Here is a 17,309-nt window from a genome sequence, read left to right as displayed (position 1 = left end):
TGGAATTGATTGACACTGGAGTTGATCTGGCGGGTCCGCTCTCTTCGGGAGGAGGGGTGAGAGCGGACCCGCCAATGCGCCGTCATTCGGCGGCAAGAGCGGCCGGGGAGGAAGCCTGCGTCTGGTCGTCGGCTTCGAGCGACGGCTCGACCCAGGCCCGGCCGTAATAGCTGTCGAGAAGGAGCTGCTTCAGCTCGCTGACGAGCGGAAAGCGCGGATTTGCGGTCGTGCACTGGTCGTCGAAGGCCGCCTCTGCGAGGTTGTCGACCTTGTCCAGGAAGTCCGCTTCCTTGACGCCGAAAGCCTGGATGCTCTCCGGGATTTCCAACGCCTCCTTCAGCTCGTCCACCCAGGCGATGAGGCTCTGAACGCGCTCGTGGTCGCGCTCGCCGGAAAGGCCGAGATGGCGAGCGATCTGAGCATAGCGTGCGACGCCTTTCGGACGGTCGTACTGGCTGAAGGCCGTCTGCTTCGTTGGAATGTCGGCCGAGTTGTAGCGGATGACATTCGAGATCAGGAGCGCATTGGCGATGCCATGCGGAATATGGAATTCCGCGCCGATCTTGTGCGCCATGGAATGGCAGACGCCGAGGAAGGCATTGGCGAAGGCGATGCCGGCGATCGTTGCTGCATTGTGCACCTGCTCGCGCGCCTTCGGATCTTCGTGACCGTTGCGGTACGCCGACGGCAGGTAGTCTTTCAGGAGCTTGAGGGCCTGCAGCCCCTGGCCGTCGCTATATTCGTTCGCCAGCACCGAGACGTAGGATTCGAGCGCATGCGTCACCGCATCGATGCCGCCGGCTGCCGTCAGGGACTTCGGCATGTTCATGACGAGGTTGGGGTCGACGATCGCCATGTTCGGCGTCAGCTCGTAATCGGCGATCGGGTATTTGATGCCGGTTTTCTCGTCGGTGACGACGGCAAACGGTGTGACTTCAGAGCCCGTGCCCGAGGTGGTCGGCACCGCGACGAACTGCGCTTTCAGACCCATTTTCGGGAATTTGTAGATGCGCTTGCGGATATCCATGAAGCGCAGCGCGAGTTCTTCAAAGGCGACGTCGGGGTGCTCGTACATCACCCACATGATTTTCGCCGCATCCATCGGCGAACCGCCGCCCTGCGCCAGGATCACGTCCGGCTTGAAGGCGTTGGCGAGAGAGGTGGCCTTGCGCACCGTCTCGAGCGTCGGGTCGGCGTTGACCTCGTAGAAGACCTCGACTTCGAGACCGAGATTCTTGAGGAGGCTGATGGTTTCGCTTACGGCACCGCTTTCGAAGAGGAACTTGTCCGTGACGATCAGGCAGCGCTTGTGTCCCCGCAACTCTTCGAGCGCGAAAGGCAGGCTGCCACGGCGGAAGTAGATGGATTTCGGAAGTTTGTGCCAGAGCATGTTTTCCGCTCGCTTCGCCACGGTTTTCTTGTTCATGAGATGCTGGGGGCCGACATTTTCGGAGATCGAATTGCCGCCCCAGGAGCCGCAGCCGAGTGTCAGCGATGGAGCCAGCCGGAAATTGTAGAGGTCGCCGATCCCGCCCTGCGAAGACGGTGAGTTGATCAGGATGCGCGCCGTTTTCATGCGGTCGCCGAATTGGCGGATGCGCTCTTCCTGCTGATCCTGCTCGGTGTAGAGGACCGAGGTATGGCCGATGCCGCCGAGCGCGACGAGGTCCGCCGCGATATCGCACGCATGGCCGAAATCCGTCGCGCGGTAGAGTGCGAGCGTCGGCGACAGCTTTTCGTGGGCGAAGACCTCTGCCTCGCTCACTTCGCTCACTTCGCCGATCAGAACCTTGGTGAAGGGCGGCACCGAAAATCCGGCCATTTCCGCGATGGCGGCGGCCGATTGGCCGACGACACGGGCATTCAGCGCGCCGTTCGGCATGATGACATGGCGGACCGCATCCGTCTCGTCGGGGGAGAGGATGTAGCCGCCGTGCTTGGAAAAGCGTGCGCGCACCGCGTCATAGACCTGATCGACGACAATCGCCGATTGCTCCGAGGCGCAGATGACGCCGTTGTCGAAAGTCTTCGACATGAGAATGGAGGCGACGGCGCGCTTGATGTCGGCGAATTCGTCGATGACGGCCGGCGTGTTGCCGGCGCCGACACCGATTGCGGGCTTGCCGGAGGAATAGGCCGCCTTGACCATTCCCGGCCCGCCGGTCGCGAGAATGAGGTTGATGTCCTTGTGGCGCATGAGCGCGTTCGAGAGCTCGACCGTCGGTTCCTCGAGCCAGCCGATGATGTTCTCTGGCGCGCCGGCCGCGACCGCCGCTTCGAGCACGATGCGAGCCGCCTCGCAGGTCGCGCGGCGGGCGCGCGGATGCGGCGAGAAGATGATGCCGTTCCGCGTCTTCAGGCTGATGAGCGCCTTGAAGATGGCGGTCGATGTCGGGTTGGTCGTCGGGACGATGCCGCAGATGAGGCCGATCGGCTCGGCAATCGTCAGCGTGCCGTACTCCGGCTCCTCGGAGAGGATGCCGCAGGTCTTCTCGTCCTTATACTTGTTGTAGATGTACTCCGACGCGAAGTGGTTCTTGACCACCTTGTCTTCCATCACGCCCATGCCAGTCTCTTCGACGGCGAGCTTGGCAAGCTTGATGCGGGCGTTGTTGGCCGCCAGTGCGGCGGCGCGGAAGATCCTGTCGACCTTCTCCTGGGAGTAACCCGCATAGACCCGTTGGGCCTCCTTCACGGGAGCGATGAGAGCGTCGAGGCTGGGGAGCGTATCGGATGTCATGGCTCTGGCCCTTCCAGGAATGCCGGTTTTCTGCGCGCTGCCCCAAGGGCGGAACCCGAGAGAGCAGGGATGGCTGTGCCGTTCGCTGAGGGACACCGGGATAGTCTGGGTTCTCCGGCCGAGCGATCGGCTTATGTAGTAAAACTACACTATCTACTACAAGCGACTTTAGCAAGCGAAATCGAGGTTTTCATGACAAAGTTTCGTGTGGCCAATGCGGTCTTTCTGGCCCTACGCGAAGCCCCGTCCATGCTCGCCAAAATATGCCTTGCAACACGATGAGGCCGGCGTTTTTAGCGCCGGCCTCTGCCTGGGTTCTTGCGGGGGAGAGGGCAAGCTCCGCAGGCTTATTCAGCGGGTGCCAGAGCCGGGGCGGCAGCCGCTATCGGCTTCTTGAGAAGTCGCAGGAGCACCGCGCTCACCACCGTGCCGACCAGGAGCGCCACGATATAGCCGCCGAGATGGGTGACGGCGTTCGGGATCGGCAGAACGAAGATGCCGCCATGCGGAACCTTGAGCTCCGCACCGATCGCCATCGAGATGGCCCCGGTCGTGGCAGCACCCACCATCATGGCGGGGATCACCCGCAAAGGATCGCGAGCCGCGAACGGGATGGCGCCCTCCGTGATGAAGGCGATGCCGAGCACGGCTGCGGCATTGCCGGCTTCCCGCTCGTCCGCGGTGAAGCGGTCGGCGAAGATCTTCGTCGCAAGCGCCACGGCGAGCGGCGGCACCATGCCCGCGGCCATTGCGGCCGCCATCGGCGTGTACACCTGGCTGGCGATCAGACCGGTGGAGAAGGTGTAGGCCGCCTTGTTGACGGGGCCGCCGAGGTCGAAGCCCATCATCGCTCCGATGATGAGGCCGAGCATGATGGCGCTCGAGCCCTGCATCGACTTCAGCCAGTTGGTCAGGAAGGTCATGGTTTCCGCGACGGGCGTGCCGATCACGTACATCATCAACAGGCCGGTGAGCAGCGTGCCGAGAAGCGGCAGAATGAGAACCGGCTTCAAGCCTTCAAGATTCTTGTGCAGCTTGATGTGGCGATTCATGAAATCGGTGCCGTAGCCGGCGATGAAACCGGCGACGATGCCGCCCAGGAAGCCGGCGCCCACATTGGCGGCGAGAAGGCCGCCGATCATGCCGGGCGTGATGCCGGGCCGGTCGGCGATCGAATAGGCGATATAGCCGGCAAGGGCCGGGACCATCAGTGCGAAGCCGCCCTTGGCGCCGATCTGGAAGAGATTGTAGGCGAGCGTGCCTTCGTTCTCGTAGGCGTAGATGCCGCCGATCGCGAAGGCGACCGCGATCAGCAAGCCGCCGGCCACGACGAAGGGCAGCATGTACGAGACACCGGTCATCAGGTGCTTGTAGGGGCCCGTGCGAGAGGCCGCGCGTTCCGCCTTGCCGGCGGCGACGCGATCAGCGAGGCCCTGGCTGCCGCCCTGGACTTCGGCTTCCTTGAAAGCCCGTTCAACCAGCGCCTTGCCGTTGTTGATGGCGGGTTTCGTGCCCGAGAGGAAGACGGGCTTGCCGGCGAAGCGGCTCAAATCCACCTGCGTGTCGGCGGCGATGATGACGAGGTCGGCCTTTGCGATTTCCTCGTCGGTCAGCTTGTTCTGCGAGCCGACCGAGCCTTGCGTCTCCACGCGCGCGGAGTAGCCGAGCGCTTCGGCGCCCTTCTGCACGCCTTCGGCCGCCATGAAGGTATGGGCGATGCCGGTCGGGCAGGAGGTGATGGCGACGATGTGCTTCTGTCCGCCCGATGACGCGGCCGGCGCCGCATCCGTGGCGGCACCAGCGTCTTGAACGGCCTGAGCGAGGACGCCGTCTGCATCCTCCAGGACCGCCTCGATGGTCGCGGTGCTTTGCTTCAGCGCGCCGAAACGGCTTTCCTCGTGCTCACCGGGGCCGACCAGGAGCACGGCGGCGGCGTCACTTGCAGCCTTGCCCGAAATCGAATTGCGGATGCCGAGGTCGGAGCGCACCTCGATGTCGATGCGATGGCCCAGATTGTCGGCCGCCTTGCGCAGGGCCTCGGCCGCCAATGCGGCCTGGGTCGTGAGGTCGCCTGCCGATATGACGGCAAGAACGTGTGTCATGGGTCCTCCTATGCTTGTTGCTTGAGGTCCCGGCCAGCCGGGAGCTCCGTCACGACGACCGCCCGCGCAAGACGCTGGACCTCCTCTGCATCGGGCAGGTGCGGCCCGATGCGGCCGAGCTTCGCGGCGGCAAAGGCGATGGAAAGGCGCGCCACGTCTTCAAGCGGCGCATCCTCTCGAAAGGCAGCGACGAGGCCCGCCACCATGGCGTCTCCGGCCCCGACCGTGCTCAAGGTCTCGACGGGCTCGCTTCGACCCATGAGAACCTGGTCTTTGTTCACGAACAGAGCTCCCTCGGCGCCGAGCGAAACCACCACGATTGCGATGCCGCTCGCCTGAAGGGCCTGGGCGGCGGCGAGAAGATCCTCGCGGCCTGCCAAGGATTTGCCCGCCCATTCCTCGAGCTCGTGCTGGTTGGGTTTGACGCAAAATGGCAGATCTTCGGCTGGTGCCGAGAGGGCGACCCTGAGCGGTGCCCCGCTGGTATCGACAACGACGCGTGCACCTCGTTTGCGCAATGCCGCCGCGAGGCGGGCAAGCGTGTCGTCGGGAAGCCCGGCCGGCAGACTGCCGGCGAGCACGACGAGACTATCGGGCGCGACCGTTTCGTTGAGAACGGTTTTCACCCGCTCGAGCGCAGCTTCGTCGGCCACCGGCCCGGGGAGGTTGATGTCGGTGGTCTCGTTGCGGGTGGGATCTGCGATTTTGATGTTCGTGCGCGTTTCTCCAGGAACGCGCACGAAGAGATCGCGAATGTTCTTGGCGCTGAAAAGCGCCTCGAAGGGGCCGGGATTGCCGCCGCCAAGGATGCCCGTTGCGATCACGGGCACCGACCAGTCGGCGAGGCAGCTCGCGACATTGACGCCCTTGCCGCCTGCATTGCTCTGCACGGACGAGGCGCGGTGCACTTCGCCGAGCGTCATCCCTTCCACGACGACCGTCTGGTCGATCGCCGGGTTCAGGGTGACGGTGACGACAGGGAGGGGCGAGGGTTTCACAATTCCTCCCGATCCAAGGCATGCACCTCGGCTGCAGTCTCGCAGGCCAGAGCTTTGTCGGCGAGGGCTTTGAGCGCGCTCAGCGACGTCTCGCGCAGAGCCGCTTTGACGGCGGGGATGTCACGCGGCGTCATCGACAATTCGTTGACCCCGAGGCCGGTCAAAAGGGAGGCCGCGAAGGGCTCGCCGGCGATGCCGCCGCACACGCCGACCCAGCGGCCATGCTTGGCCGCGCCCTCGACGGTCATGCGGATCAGGCGCAGGACGCAAGGATGCAAGGCATCCGCCTCCGCGGCGAGTTCCGGATGCTGCCGGTCGATGGCAAGCCCGTATTGCGTGAGGTCGTTGGTTCCGATGGAGAAGAAATCGACGTAGCGGGCGAGGATGTCCGCTCCGATCGCCGCGGCCGGCACCTCGACCATGGCGCCGAGCGGCACTTTTGGCGCATCGAGTTCATCGCGAATGCTGTCGGCGACGGCCCTGAGGCGCTGCATTTCGCCGACCGACGTAATCATCGGGAACATGATCGAAAGACCGCTGCTCTCGCCGTCACGGGCGGCGCGATAAAGCGCACGCAGCTGTGTTGCGAGAAGGTCGAGGCGGCGCAGGAGAAGCCGCGAACCGCGCACGCCGAGGAAGGGATTGGCCTCGCGCGGGAGGTTGAGATGCGGCACCTGCTTGTCGCCGCCGATATCGAGTGCCCGCACAATGAGCGGACGGTCTTCGAGACCATCGAGCATGGCCCGGTAGGTCTCGTACTGCTCGTCTTCGGTCGGTGCGGAGCTGCGCTCCAGGAACAGAAACTCCGTGCGCATCAGGCCGACGCCTTCGCCGCCTTGCGACAGTGCGAGCTCGATCTGGTCCGGCCGGTTGATGTTTGCGGCGATCTCCACCTGATGGCCGTCGGTGGTGCGCGCCGGCAGGCTGCGCTCGGCGATCTCGCGCTTGTGCTGCTCTTCCTGCGCGGCAAGCCAGTCACGCGCCGAAGCGATGGCCGAGGCGGACGGCTTCGGATAGAGGCGGCCGGCCTGTCCATCGAGAATGACTTCCGTGCCGTCTTCGAGATCGAGCAGGGCCTCGCTGCCGCCGACCATTGCCGGCAGGCCGAGCGTGCGTGCCAGAATGGCAGTGTGTGAAGTCGGTCCGCCCTGAACGGTGGCGAGCCCGAGCACCCGCTCCACGTCGAGGCCCGCAGTATCGGACGGCGAGAGGTCGCCGGCGAGGAGGATGCACGGCTCGGCGGGCAGGGGATCGCCGTCTCGGTTTTCGAGCGAGGGGTCGATCCGCGCCAGGACGCGGCGCCCGACGTCGCGCAGATCGGCGGCACGTGCGGCCAGCACCTCATTGTCGTTGGATTCGAGATCCCGGGCCGTGCGTTCGATCGCCTCGTTCCACGACCAGGCGAGACCGTGCCCTTCGACCATCAACTGACAGGCGAGGGTGATGAGATCGGTGTCGTGGAGGAGTTCGGCCTGGGCGCGGAAAATGTTCGCTTCCGCCTCGCCGAGACGGCGCAGCGTGTCGTCGGCGAGGACGCGCAGCTGCGTCTGCGTCACCGTCAAAGCCTCATGCAGCCTGTTGCCGCCTTCGTTGAGTGGCGTTGGCGTATCCGCAATCGCGATATCGGCGGGCGCATAGACGTGGATCGGCCCGATCGACAGGCCGGGGCTCGCGCCGATGCCTGCGATGACGGGCGTGTCTTCGGGCGGCGTCCAGCCCTTGACGGTCGGCTCCGGTCCCTTCGCCGCCTGGGCGTCGGCTTTTTCCTGGGCGCTGAGCCCGGTGACGGTTGCCTGCATCCGGTCGATTGCGGAGCCCGCATCGGGACCGTCGGCGGAAATGACGATCGTGTCGCCCTGGCGCAGGCCGAGCCGCAGAAGCGACACGAGCGCCTTAGCGTCGGCCACCGCGGCGCCTTTGCGCACCTGGACGGAGCCGCTCGCCTTGCGCGCGGCTGCAACCCATGCCGAGGCCGGGCGGGCGTGAAGGCCCGAAGGGTAGTCGACGGTCCACTCGAAGCGTTCGTCGAGATCTTCCGCGGGCGCCCCATCCATCTCGGGCTGGGCGTTGGCCTCACTCAAAGCATTGATGATGTCGGAGGTGTCGTTCGTCTTGAAGAGCTTCTGAAGTTGCTCCTCGTCTTGCAGGAGGTTGGTGAGACGCCTCAGCGTGTCGATATGCGCGTCCGATTCCGCGGCGATGGCGACGACGAGATGCACCGTCTGGCCCGCATTCCATTCGACGCCCTCAGGCGCTTGCAGGATGGAGAGGCCGTTGCGGCGGACCATGCCCCGATCTTCGACTTTTCCGTGGGGGATGGCGACGCCGTGTCCGAGATAGGTTTCGGCCACGTCCTCGCGCCGCATCATGCTGTCGGCATATTGGGGATCGATGCATCCGGCGGCGATCAACAGCTGCGCGGCTTCCCGGATGGCGGCCTCTTTGTCGGCAGGGGCGGCGCCGAGGCGAACCAGATTGGACGGTGGCAGGATGTCGGGCTGGGCGTTTGTCATTGGTCCATTTCCTCCGTACCAGTTGATTTACTGAAAACGATTACATTCTAGATGTCAATCGTGACGATGCCGAAAATCCATGTTTTGCAGCGCACAATGGTTGCCTGCGCGCACGCAACGTGGCATCGTTCGGGTGTAATGTCTGAAAACGATTTCTGAAAATGTCCATCAGCATCAAGGACGTCGCCGAGAAGGCGGGCGTATCGGTCGCCACAGTGTCGCGGGTCCTCAGCGAGGGGCCCGTGCGCGCGGACACCAAAGAGCGCGTTCACGCTGCGATCAAGGCGCTCGGCTACCGCCCGAACCTCTCGGCCCGGCGTCTGCGCACGCAGCACGCGCAGACGATCGGTCTCATCGTCTCCGATATCCGCAATCCGTTTTTTACGGCTGTAGGTCGCGGCGTCGAGGATGCCGCCTATCGGGCCGGCATGCGGGTGCTCTTGTGCAACACCGATGAGAACGTCGAGCGCGAGCGCATGTATCTGCGCCTGATGCAGGAGGAGCGTGTGACCGGCCTCATCCTCGCCCCGACGCTCGCCATGCTCGATCAGCTGCAAAAGAGCCCGCTGCAGTTTCCAGCCGTCCTCATCGACCGGGCCGGCGCGGGCGGCCTTTACGATTCCGTCGTTCTCGACAACCGCGAGGCCGCAAACACGCTCGTGGAGCATCTTTTCGACGAGGGCTATCGGCGCATCGGCGGCGTGTTCGGCCAGACGAGTGCCACGGGTTTGGAGCGCCGCGACGGCTATTGTGCCAGCATGAAGGCGAGGGGCCTCACCCCGGATCCGCGCCTCCTGCCGCCGACCGTCGATGCCGGCGAGAGGGCGATGAGCGAATGGCTGGCGGGGCGCGATGCGCCGGAGGCGATCATCGCCAGCAATGGCCTTCTGCTCATGGGCGTCGTCAAAGCGGCACAGCGGCTGGGGCGCGCCATCCCGAGCGATCTTGCCGTTGCCGGCTTCGACAATGAGCACTGGACGGAAGTGGTCGGGCCTGGGCTGACGGTGATCGAGCAGCCGGTGCACGACATCGGCCGCAACGCCATGTCGCTGCTCTTCGACCGCTTGCAAAATCCGGGTTTGGCGCCCCGCAAGGTGGTCCTGTCTGGTCGCTGTATCGTGCGCGGTTCGACCTTGGCGTCAAAACCGGCGGCTCTTGCGGAAAACAGATCCGCACCACTGGCTGCGGATGCGATGAACCCCTGAGCGTCGGTCGGGCGCGGGCTCAGGCGGGCTTGCGTGCCACGAGGTCGATCAAGGCCGAGAGGCCGGAATGTCCCTTGCCCTCGTGGATCTCGCTGTCGTGTTCCGCAAGGTGAATGATCTCGAAATCGGAGAACGCCGCCTCGAGCAGGGAGCGCGTATAGAGGTGGTCGGGATTGGGCGGCCCGCCTGTGCCGTAGCCGATCTGCTCGGGTCTGTAGCCTTGCAAGAGCAGAATGCCGCCCGGCAGGAGGGCCCGTTTCATCGCCTTGAACAGTTGCGCGCGCAGCGTCGGATTGGCGAACTGGACGAAGATCGCCACCGCGACGTCATAGGCGGAGGACGGCCATTCCCATGTGGCGATGTCCGCGTGCACGTGAGCGAGGGACACGCCGCGTTCGGCTGCGAGGCGTTTCGATTTTTCGATCGCCACCGCTGAGGCGTCGATCGCTGTCACCTCAAGCCCCCGTTCGGCCATCCAGACGCCGTTGCGCCCTTCGCCGTCGGCCACGGAAAGAACCCGCATTCCCGGGCTCAGCAGGTCCGCATGGGCGGCGAGGAAGGCGTTCGGCTCAGTGCCGAAGAAATAGCCGGGTTGGCCATATCTCTCGTCCCACATCACTCCAGCGCTCCTCGTCGCTCACATTGCCGCTCGTTTCTATCTATCGCGGCGTGGCGGGGCTGCGAGGTGTCTGGCTTCACAGAGCCATTCGTCCGCCGAGCGAGGCGTCGCCCTTCCAGCCGAGCCCTTCGGAAATCCGCCCCGCCGCCTCGGAAACCAGACGAATGAAGCGCTCGATGTCGGTGTCGTCGGTTCGGAAGGCCGGTGCGGCGATATTGATCGAGGCAAAGACAGAGCCGTCCGCGGAAAACACCGGCGCCGACACGGCCACGAGCTGGTCGCTCACTTCCCCACGGCTGATGCAGATTCGCGTCTGACGGATTCGATCGAGTTCGGCAAACAGGCGAGAACGGTCGGTGATCGTGTTGCCGGTAAAAGCTTTGAGCTCCTGCGGCAGAACCGATTCGCGTTCGTCTTCTGGGAGATAGGCCATGATCGCCTTGCTCGATCCGGCATAGAGCGGGCGGCGGCGGCCCACCACTGCATGTACGCGAAGATCCCGCGAAGGCTCGTATTTGGCGATGCACAGAGCCTCGTTCTTGTCGCGCAGGCGCAGCTGAACCGTCTCGTTCGTTTTGAGCCCCAGATCCTCCAGAATCGGATTGGCGAGTTTGACCAGATCGATCTGCGAGGAGGCTGAGGTGCCGAGCACTAGGATGGCATTTCCGAGGCGCCATCGCCCGTCAGACTCCTGCGACACCAGTTCTCGCCGTTCCAGTGTTCGTAACAATCGGAACGTTTTGGCCTTTGTCACTCCGGCTGCACGGGCGATTTCAGACACTCCAGCTTCGGGATGTTCCGCGACCGTCATGAGTATGTTGATCGCATCGTCAACCGACTGAACAACATAGCTTTTTCCCTGGTCTGCCATGGCGTGATCCCCCTTCGCTCAACAGCGTTGCGACAATCTGCCTCAAATTCCGGTTGTGGCACTCGCTTGTCTCACCTAATGAAACACAGTTTCATTCTTATTGACAGCCCTCCGTTGCGCATGCGTTGCTTGCAATCGTTCAAGCGTGGTCAAGGCATGGGCATCGCCGCCTGGCGTGGCACCGGCCTTGTCGAACAAGAGGGGATTAATTCTTGGGTATCTCGACAATGGGATGGATCGGCCGGGGTGCTGCTGCCTTGGCTTTATGCGCGGTCGCTGCCGGAACGGCATCGGCTCAAGACAAGGAGCTGACGGTCGGCATGGCGTCGACGTTCGCGACCGTCGATCCGCATGAGGAATCGAACTCGCCGCACAACGCGATGAGCCGGCATATCTTTGACAGCCTCATCTATCGCGGCGGCGCTGCCGAGAACGAACCGCAGCTCGCGACGTCCTGGGAGGTCGTCGACAACACCCATTGGCGGTTCCATCTGCGCGAAGGGGTGAAATTCCACGACGGCACCGATTTCGACGCCGAGGACGTGATCGCCTCGGTGCTACGGGCGCGCGACAAGCCGAGCCAGGCTTTCGCGTCCTACACGCGCAACATCACGGACGTGACGGCCGAAGATCCCCACACGGTGGTGGTGGAGACGAGCGTCCCGGATCCGATGATCCTCAATTCGCTGAGCCGCATTCGCATCATCAGCTCCGAGCACGCCGACGACGATGTCGCCGCGTTCGACAACGGCACTGCGGCGGTCGGCACCGGCCCGTTCAAATTCGTCTCCTACACGCCTGGCGACCGGATCGTCATGGAGCGGAACGACGACTATTTTGGCGGTGCCTCCGAATGGAGCAAGGTGACTTTGCGCATGCTGCCCGACAACGGCGCGCGGCTCGCAAGCCTGCTCTCCGGTGACGCAGACCTCATCGAGACGCTTCCTGCGGAAGGTGTCGATCGGGTGAAGAATTCCGACAATCTCAAGGTCATTCGCGGCCAGTCGACCCGTATCGTCTATCTCGGCACGGATGTCGCCCGCGATCAGACGCCTTTCATCACGGCAAAGGACGGCTCCAAGCTCGACAAGAACCCTCTCAAGGACGAGCGGGTGCGTAAGGCGCTCCTGATGTCGATCAACCGGCAGGCGATCGTCCAGCGCGTCATGCAGGACAACGGCACCGTCGCCCATCAGTTCGTCGCCGAGGGCTACTTCGGCCATTCGGACGATGTCGACGAAGTCTCCTACGATCCGGAAGGTGCCAAAAAGCTTCTGGAGGAGGCGGGTTATCCCGACGGCTTCCGCCTGACCCTGCACGGTCCGCAGGGGCGCTACGTCAACGACAGCGACGTGCTGCAGGCGGTCGGCCAGATGTTTGCCCGCATCGGCATCGAGACGAAGGTCGAGGTGATGCCGTGGTCGATGTACGCCGACAAATACTCCAACGGCGAATATTCCGTCTTCCTCGGCTCCTGGGGCGTCAACACGGGTGAAGTGTCGAATCCGGCGATCGCCATCGTGGCGGGGCGCGACGAGGCGAAGGGCACCGGCCGCTACAATGGCGGTGGCATCGACGATCCGGAGATCAACAAGCTCCTGGATGAAGCGACCTCGACGCTCGACGAGGACAAGCGTGAGCCGATCCTTCAAAAGGTCTCCGAGCTCACCTTCAACCACCACTATTTGCTGCCGCTGCACTACGAGAACGTCGTGCTCGGAGCCAGCAAGGACGTCGACTACAAGCCGCGTGGCGACAAGTATCTCCTCGCCTACGAGGTGAAGTCGGCCGAGTGAGCCCCAAGGCTCGCCTTTAAGTCACCGGGCGGGGCGCCTCTGCGCCACGCCCGCCATTTCTCCCCTTTCAGGACATAGGAATGCAGGAACTCGGCACCAGCGCTGCCGCTGCTCGCGCGCGCGCCATCTACGACTACGGCCATACGGCGATCTTTGCCTCCACGGCCGACCCGCGTTTTCACATGCTCTTATATGTGCCGCCGGCGGCGGCAGATGGCCGTCCGGTCGATCTCCTGGTCGCTGTGCACGGAACCGGCCGCACCTCGGCAATGGAATTCCGCGACGGTTTCGCCGAGTTCGGTCTCTACAACGACTGCGCCGTCCTGTGCCCGATCTTCCCGATGAATGTGCGCGGAGACGGCGCGCGCTCGGGGTACAAATATCTGATCGAGGGCGATATCCGCTACGATCTCCTGCTCATCTCCATGGTCGAGGAGATGGCTGCGAAATACGCCCAGGATTGGTCGCGTTTTGCGATGTTCGGCTATTCCGGCGGTGGGCATTTCACCCATCGCTTCGCGCTCGTTCATCCGGAGCGGCTCTGGGCCGCATGTGTCGGTGCGCCGGGGTCGGTCACGCTGATCGATCCAGAGCGTGACTGGTGGGTCGGCACCCGCGATCTCGCGGAAAAGTTCGGCAAGCCGTTCAATCTCGAAGAGCTCGCGAAGCTGCCGGTGCAGATGGTCGTCGGCAAACTCGATCTCGAGACCTGGGAAATCACGCACAAGCCTGGCTCGGCCTACTGGATGGAAGGGGCAAACGATGCCGGCGAGACGCGTCCGGAACGCCTGCGTTCGCTCGCGCGCTCTTTCGAGGCTGCCGGCGTGAACGTCACCTTCGACGAAGTCCCCGGCATTTCACACGACCGCATGAAGGTGCTTGGCCATGTCAAAGCCTTCCTGACACGCACGCTGGCAGAAAGGCGCAGCTGATGAACAACGCAACAATCGTCGCCCCGCAGCCGGAGGCTGTGGAGGCCGGAGCCAATGTCCTGGCGCGCGGCGGCAATGCCGTCGATGCGGCGCTCGCCTGCGCCTTCATGCAGGGTGTCGTCGATCCGCAGATGGCGGGTGTCGGCGGTTTCGGCTCGATGCAGGTCTATATGCCGGGCCGAGGCGTGCACGAGATGCTTGAATTCTACGCGCTCGCGCCGGCCGCGGCCACGCCGGAGATGTGGCTCGACAAGCTGCTCGGCCAAAGCCGCGATGGCTTCGGCTTCATTCTGGAAGGCAACATCTCCGAGATCGGCTATCTCGCCTGCTGCACGCCGGGCTCTCTCAAGGGCTATGAGACGGCCCTTCGCGATTACGGCACGTTTGATTGGGCTGATCTGATCACGCCTGCGGCCGAAGTCGCGCGCACGGGCTTCATGATCCGCCCGCACATGCACTGGTACTGGTCGAAGGACCAGTCGGGAGACGGGCAGGCGAACACCATCGACAAGCTGCGCTTCTCCAAGACCGGGCGGAGCGTCTATTTCCACGAGGACGGAAGCCTGCGTGCCGTGGGCGAGATCCTGCGCAATCCCGACCTTGCCAACACTCTGGAGCGGATCGCGCGAAGCGGCGGCTCGGATATCTACTACCACGGCGAAATCGCCGAAGAGATTGCCGCCGACTTCAAGGCGGGCGGCGGCCTCATTGGTCTGGAGGATCTCGCGAAATACGAGGTGACCCGATCGGAGCCGGTCTGGGGGCACTACCGCGGCCATAAGATTTCCACGAGTGCGCCTCCGGCATCCGGTTTCCCGATGCTGGAGATCCTGCACATCATGGAGCATTTCGATGTCGGGGCCATGCAGCATGCAAGCACCGAGCATGTGCGCCTTCTTTTCGAGGCGATGAAGCGCATGACGATCGACAAGGACGCCCATATGGGCGATCCGGCCTATGTCGAGGTGCCGGTCGAACGCCTTCTCTCCGACGAGAATATCCGGGCCCATGCCGAAAGCATCCGCCGCGGCGAACGCGCGAATGTGGAACGCCTCGACCTCTCGCAGCGCGACACCACCCATATTTCGGTGATCGATCGTGAGGGGAATGCGGTCGCCATGACCCACACGCTCGGCAGCCCCTCCGGCGCCATCACCGACGGCCTCGGCTTCATGTACAACGGCACGATGAGCCGCTTCGATCCGCGTCCTGGACGTCCCGGCTCGATCGCGCCGCGCAAGCGTCGGGCGAGCTCGGCTGCGCCGACGATCGTGTTTCGCGATGACAAGCCGTTTATCGTCATCGGCGCCCCCGGTGGCAGCTATATCGCCCCGACGGTCGCTCAGGGCATCATGAACATGATCGATTTCGACATGTCGATTCAGGAGGCGGTGACGGCACCACGCATTGTCGGCGTGTCGAATACGATCGACATCTGCAACCGCATTCGCCGTTCGGTGGAGGCGGATCTGCGCGCGGATGGCTACGAGGTCGAGCGCTCGCCGCAGACCTATGCCTTTGCAGCTCTGCACGGCATCCGGATCGATGACGGCATGTCGAAGGGAGCCGCAGATCCGCAGCGGGATGGTATGGCCATCTCGATCACCTAGGCAGGCGGAGAGGCTGAATGGTCACTTCCATTATTCGGCGGTTCATCCAGGCATTGTTCGTCATCGTGGCGATGACGGTGATCGTCTTTGTCGCCGTCAACGTCATCGGCAATCCGGTCGACATCCTGATCAACCCGGATGCGAACCAGGCCGAGCGCGCACGTGTGATCGCGGAATATGGCCTCGATCAGCCTCTCTGGCGCCAGTACATCGACTTCATGGCGGGGCTGTTGCGCGGCGATTTCGGCAACAGCTTCGTCTACGGTCGCTCCGCTCTTCAGGTGATTTTGGAGCGTTTCCCGGCGACGCTGGAACTCGCCCTCTCGGCGCTGGTGATTGCGCTCATCGTCGGTCTGCCGCTCGGCCTTTACGCCGGGCTGCGGCCGCGGAGCATCGCCTCGCGCATCATCATGTCGGGCTCGATCCTCGGCTTTTCACTGCCGACATTCTGGGTCGGCCTCATGTTCATCCTCTTGTTTTCCGTGCAGCTCGGATGGCTGCCGTCGAACGGGCGCGGCGAGACCGTGGAAATCCTCGGCATGCGCTGGTCGTTCCTGACGGAGGACGGGTTGCGGCATCTCTTTCTGCCAGCCCTCAACCTCGCGCTCTTCAAGACCTCGCTCGTTCTGCGCCTGACCCGTGCCGGCGTGCAGGAGGTGCTGCCGCAGGATTACATCAAGTTTGCCCGAGCCAAGGGACTGAGCGAGCGCCGGATCATTTCCGTGCACGTGCTCAAGAACCTGATGATCCCGGTCGTGACCATCGTCGGACTCGAGTTCGGCTCGCTCATCGCCTTCTCCGTGGTGACGGAGAGCATCTTCGCCTGGCCCGGCATGGGTAAGCTCATCATCGACAGTATCAACCTTCTCGATCGGCCCGTGATCGTCGCTTACCTGATGATGATGGTCCTGATTTTCGTCGGCCTGAATTTCATCGTCGATCTTTGTTACACGCTGCTGGATCCCCGCGTCCGGCTCGATGCCCAACGGTGACGCCATGGACCCTCAGCTTGTAGATCACATCGAAAACGCTGTGTCGGAGACGGAGACGCTCACCTCCGAGCGGGGCCGCAATAAGCTTCGGGAGTTCTTTCGCTCTCCCGGTGCGGTTCTGGGGCTGCTCACGCTTTTTGTGATCATCATTGTGGCGGTCCTTGCGCCGCATATCGCCCCGCAGAATCCTTACGACCTTTCGCAGCTCGATATCCTCGACAGCAGGTTGCCGCCGGGCTCGGAATCCTTCTCTGGCGTGCCCTACGTTCTCGGCACCGATGCGCAGGGACGCGACATCCTCTCTGGCATTCTCTACGGGCTGCGCGCCTCGTTGATGGTGGGTGTGCTCTCGGCGTTCGCCGCCGCGATCATCGGCACTTCGGCGGGCCTCACGGCCGCTTACATCGGCGGGCGGGTTGAGAGCCTCATGATGCGGATCGTCGATCTGCAGCTGTCGTTTCCAACGATCCTGATGGCTTTGATGATGCTCGCCGTCCTTGGCAAAGGCCTGGTGAACGTCATCCTGGCGCTGATCATCGCCGAATGGGCCGTCTATGCCCGCACCGTGCGCGCGACGGCGCTCGTTGAACGTGAGAAAGAATATATCGAGGCGGCGCGATGCCTGAGGCTGCCAGGCTGGCGCATTCTCTTCCGCCATCTTCTGCCGAACTGCCTCGCGCCCGTGATCGTCATCTCCACGATGCAGGTCGCCCGCGCCATCAGCCTGGAGGCGACCTTGTCTTTTCTCGGTCTCGGCGCATCCGTGACGGAGCCCTCGCTCGGCATGCTCATTTCCAACGGCTACCAGTACCTGCTCTCCGGCCTCTACTGGATCAGCTTCTATCCGGGCATTGCCCTGCTCGTGACGATCGTCGCGATCAATCTCGTCGGCGACAGGCTGCGTGATGTCCTCAATCCGAGGAACGTGTGA

Annotated in this window: 12 protein-coding genes and 1 pseudogene; 6 read left to right on the top strand and 7 right to left on the bottom strand. The window is 63.6% G+C overall.

The window, feature by feature from the left end; translation table 11 throughout:
• Positions 1 to 82: 82 nt before the first annotated feature.
• The 4 genes from adhE to ptsP all read right to left on the bottom strand — a co-directional run bounded on the left by adhE (position 83) and on the right by ptsP (position 8,353).
• Positions 83 to 2,740 carry a bifunctional acetaldehyde-CoA/alcohol dehydrogenase gene (gene adhE / locus NYQ83_RS03675; protein ID WP_261212538.1) on the bottom strand — a complete coding sequence of 886 codons (2,658 nt, stop codon included), beginning with the start codon at positions 2,738 to 2,740 and terminating at the stop codon, positions 83 to 85.
• Between the two features lie 347 nt (positions 2,741 to 3,087).
• Positions 3,088 to 4,842, bottom strand: coding sequence for a fructose-specific PTS transporter subunit EIIC (locus NYQ83_RS03670; protein WP_261212537.1), 1,755 nt, complete (start codon positions 4,840 to 4,842; stop codon positions 3,088 to 3,090).
• An 8-nt stretch (positions 4,843 to 4,850) separates the two neighbouring features.
• Positions 4,851 to 5,840 (bottom strand): 1-phosphofructokinase, encoded by a 990-nt coding sequence (gene pfkB, locus NYQ83_RS03665; RefSeq protein ID WP_261212535.1) that lies wholly within the window; start codon positions 5,838 to 5,840, stop codon positions 4,851 to 4,853.
• Positions 5,837 to 8,353, bottom strand: a complete 2,517-nt coding sequence (ptsP, locus tag NYQ83_RS03660) for a phosphoenolpyruvate--protein phosphotransferase (protein ID WP_261212532.1) — start codon at positions 8,351 to 8,353, stop codon at positions 5,837 to 5,839. Before ptsP ends, pfkB begins: the two co-directional genes overlap by 4 nt.
• A gap of 161 nt (positions 8,354 to 8,514) precedes the next feature.
• Here ptsP and NYQ83_RS03655 point away from each other — a divergent pair, with 161 nt between their 5' ends.
• On the top strand, positions 8,515 to 9,558 hold the full coding sequence (locus tag NYQ83_RS03655) for a LacI family DNA-binding transcriptional regulator (RefSeq protein WP_261212530.1): 1,044 nt from the start codon (positions 8,515 to 8,517) through the stop codon (positions 9,556 to 9,558).
• A gap of 19 nt (positions 9,559 to 9,577) precedes the next feature.
• Here NYQ83_RS03655 and NYQ83_RS03650 read toward each other — a convergent pair whose 3' ends face one another.
• The 3 genes and pseudogenes from NYQ83_RS03650 to NYQ83_RS03640 form a co-directional block, all read right to left on the bottom strand.
• Positions 9,578 to 10,174: an SAM-dependent methyltransferase gene (locus NYQ83_RS03650; protein ID WP_261212528.1), complete on the bottom strand. Its 597-nt coding sequence runs from the start codon at positions 10,172 to 10,174 to the stop codon at positions 9,578 to 9,580.
• Between the two features lie 79 nt (positions 10,175 to 10,253).
• Positions 10,254 to 10,877, bottom strand: a complete 624-nt coding sequence (locus NYQ83_RS03645; RefSeq protein WP_246008602.1) for an IclR family transcriptional regulator — start codon at positions 10,875 to 10,877, stop codon at positions 10,254 to 10,256.
• Positions 10,878 to 11,048 (bottom strand): annotated as a pseudogene (locus tag NYQ83_RS03640) (helix-turn-helix domain-containing protein); the annotation flags it as partial.
• A 227-nt stretch (positions 11,049 to 11,275) separates the two neighbouring features.
• Between NYQ83_RS03640 and NYQ83_RS03635 the strand changes: the two are divergent.
• The 5 genes from NYQ83_RS03635 to NYQ83_RS03615 all read left to right on the top strand — a co-directional run bounded on the left by NYQ83_RS03635 (position 11,276) and on the right by NYQ83_RS03615 (position 17,309).
• Positions 11,276 to 12,844 (top strand): ABC transporter substrate-binding protein, encoded by a 1,569-nt coding sequence (locus tag NYQ83_RS03635; RefSeq protein WP_314733296.1) that lies wholly within the window; start codon positions 11,276 to 11,278, stop codon positions 12,842 to 12,844.
• Between the two features lie 80 nt (positions 12,845 to 12,924).
• Positions 12,925 to 13,776: an alpha/beta hydrolase gene (locus NYQ83_RS03630; protein WP_128293694.1), complete on the top strand. Its 852-nt coding sequence runs from the start codon at positions 12,925 to 12,927 to the stop codon at positions 13,774 to 13,776.
• Positions 13,776 to 15,386: a gamma-glutamyltransferase gene (gene ggt, locus NYQ83_RS03625; protein ID WP_261212523.1), complete on the top strand. Its 1,611-nt coding sequence runs from the start codon at positions 13,776 to 13,778 to the stop codon at positions 15,384 to 15,386. The genes NYQ83_RS03630 and ggt overlap by 1 nt, the downstream gene beginning before the upstream one ends.
• Before the next feature lie 17 nt (positions 15,387 to 15,403).
• Positions 15,404 to 16,378 carry an ABC transporter permease gene (locus tag NYQ83_RS03620; RefSeq protein ID WP_128293698.1) on the top strand — a complete coding sequence of 325 codons (975 nt, stop codon included), beginning with the start codon at positions 15,404 to 15,406 and terminating at the stop codon, positions 16,376 to 16,378.
• A gap of 4 nt (positions 16,379 to 16,382) precedes the next feature.
• Positions 16,383 to 17,309, top strand: a complete 927-nt coding sequence (locus NYQ83_RS03615) for an ABC transporter permease (protein WP_128293701.1) — start codon at positions 16,383 to 16,385, stop codon at positions 17,307 to 17,309.

The organism is Afifella sp. JA880, assembly GCF_025379905.1.
GTDB classification, from domain to species: Bacteria; Pseudomonadota; Alphaproteobacteria; order Rhizobiales; family Afifellaceae; genus Afifella; species Afifella aestuarii.
This window is presented reverse-complemented; position numbering and strand designations above follow the sequence as displayed.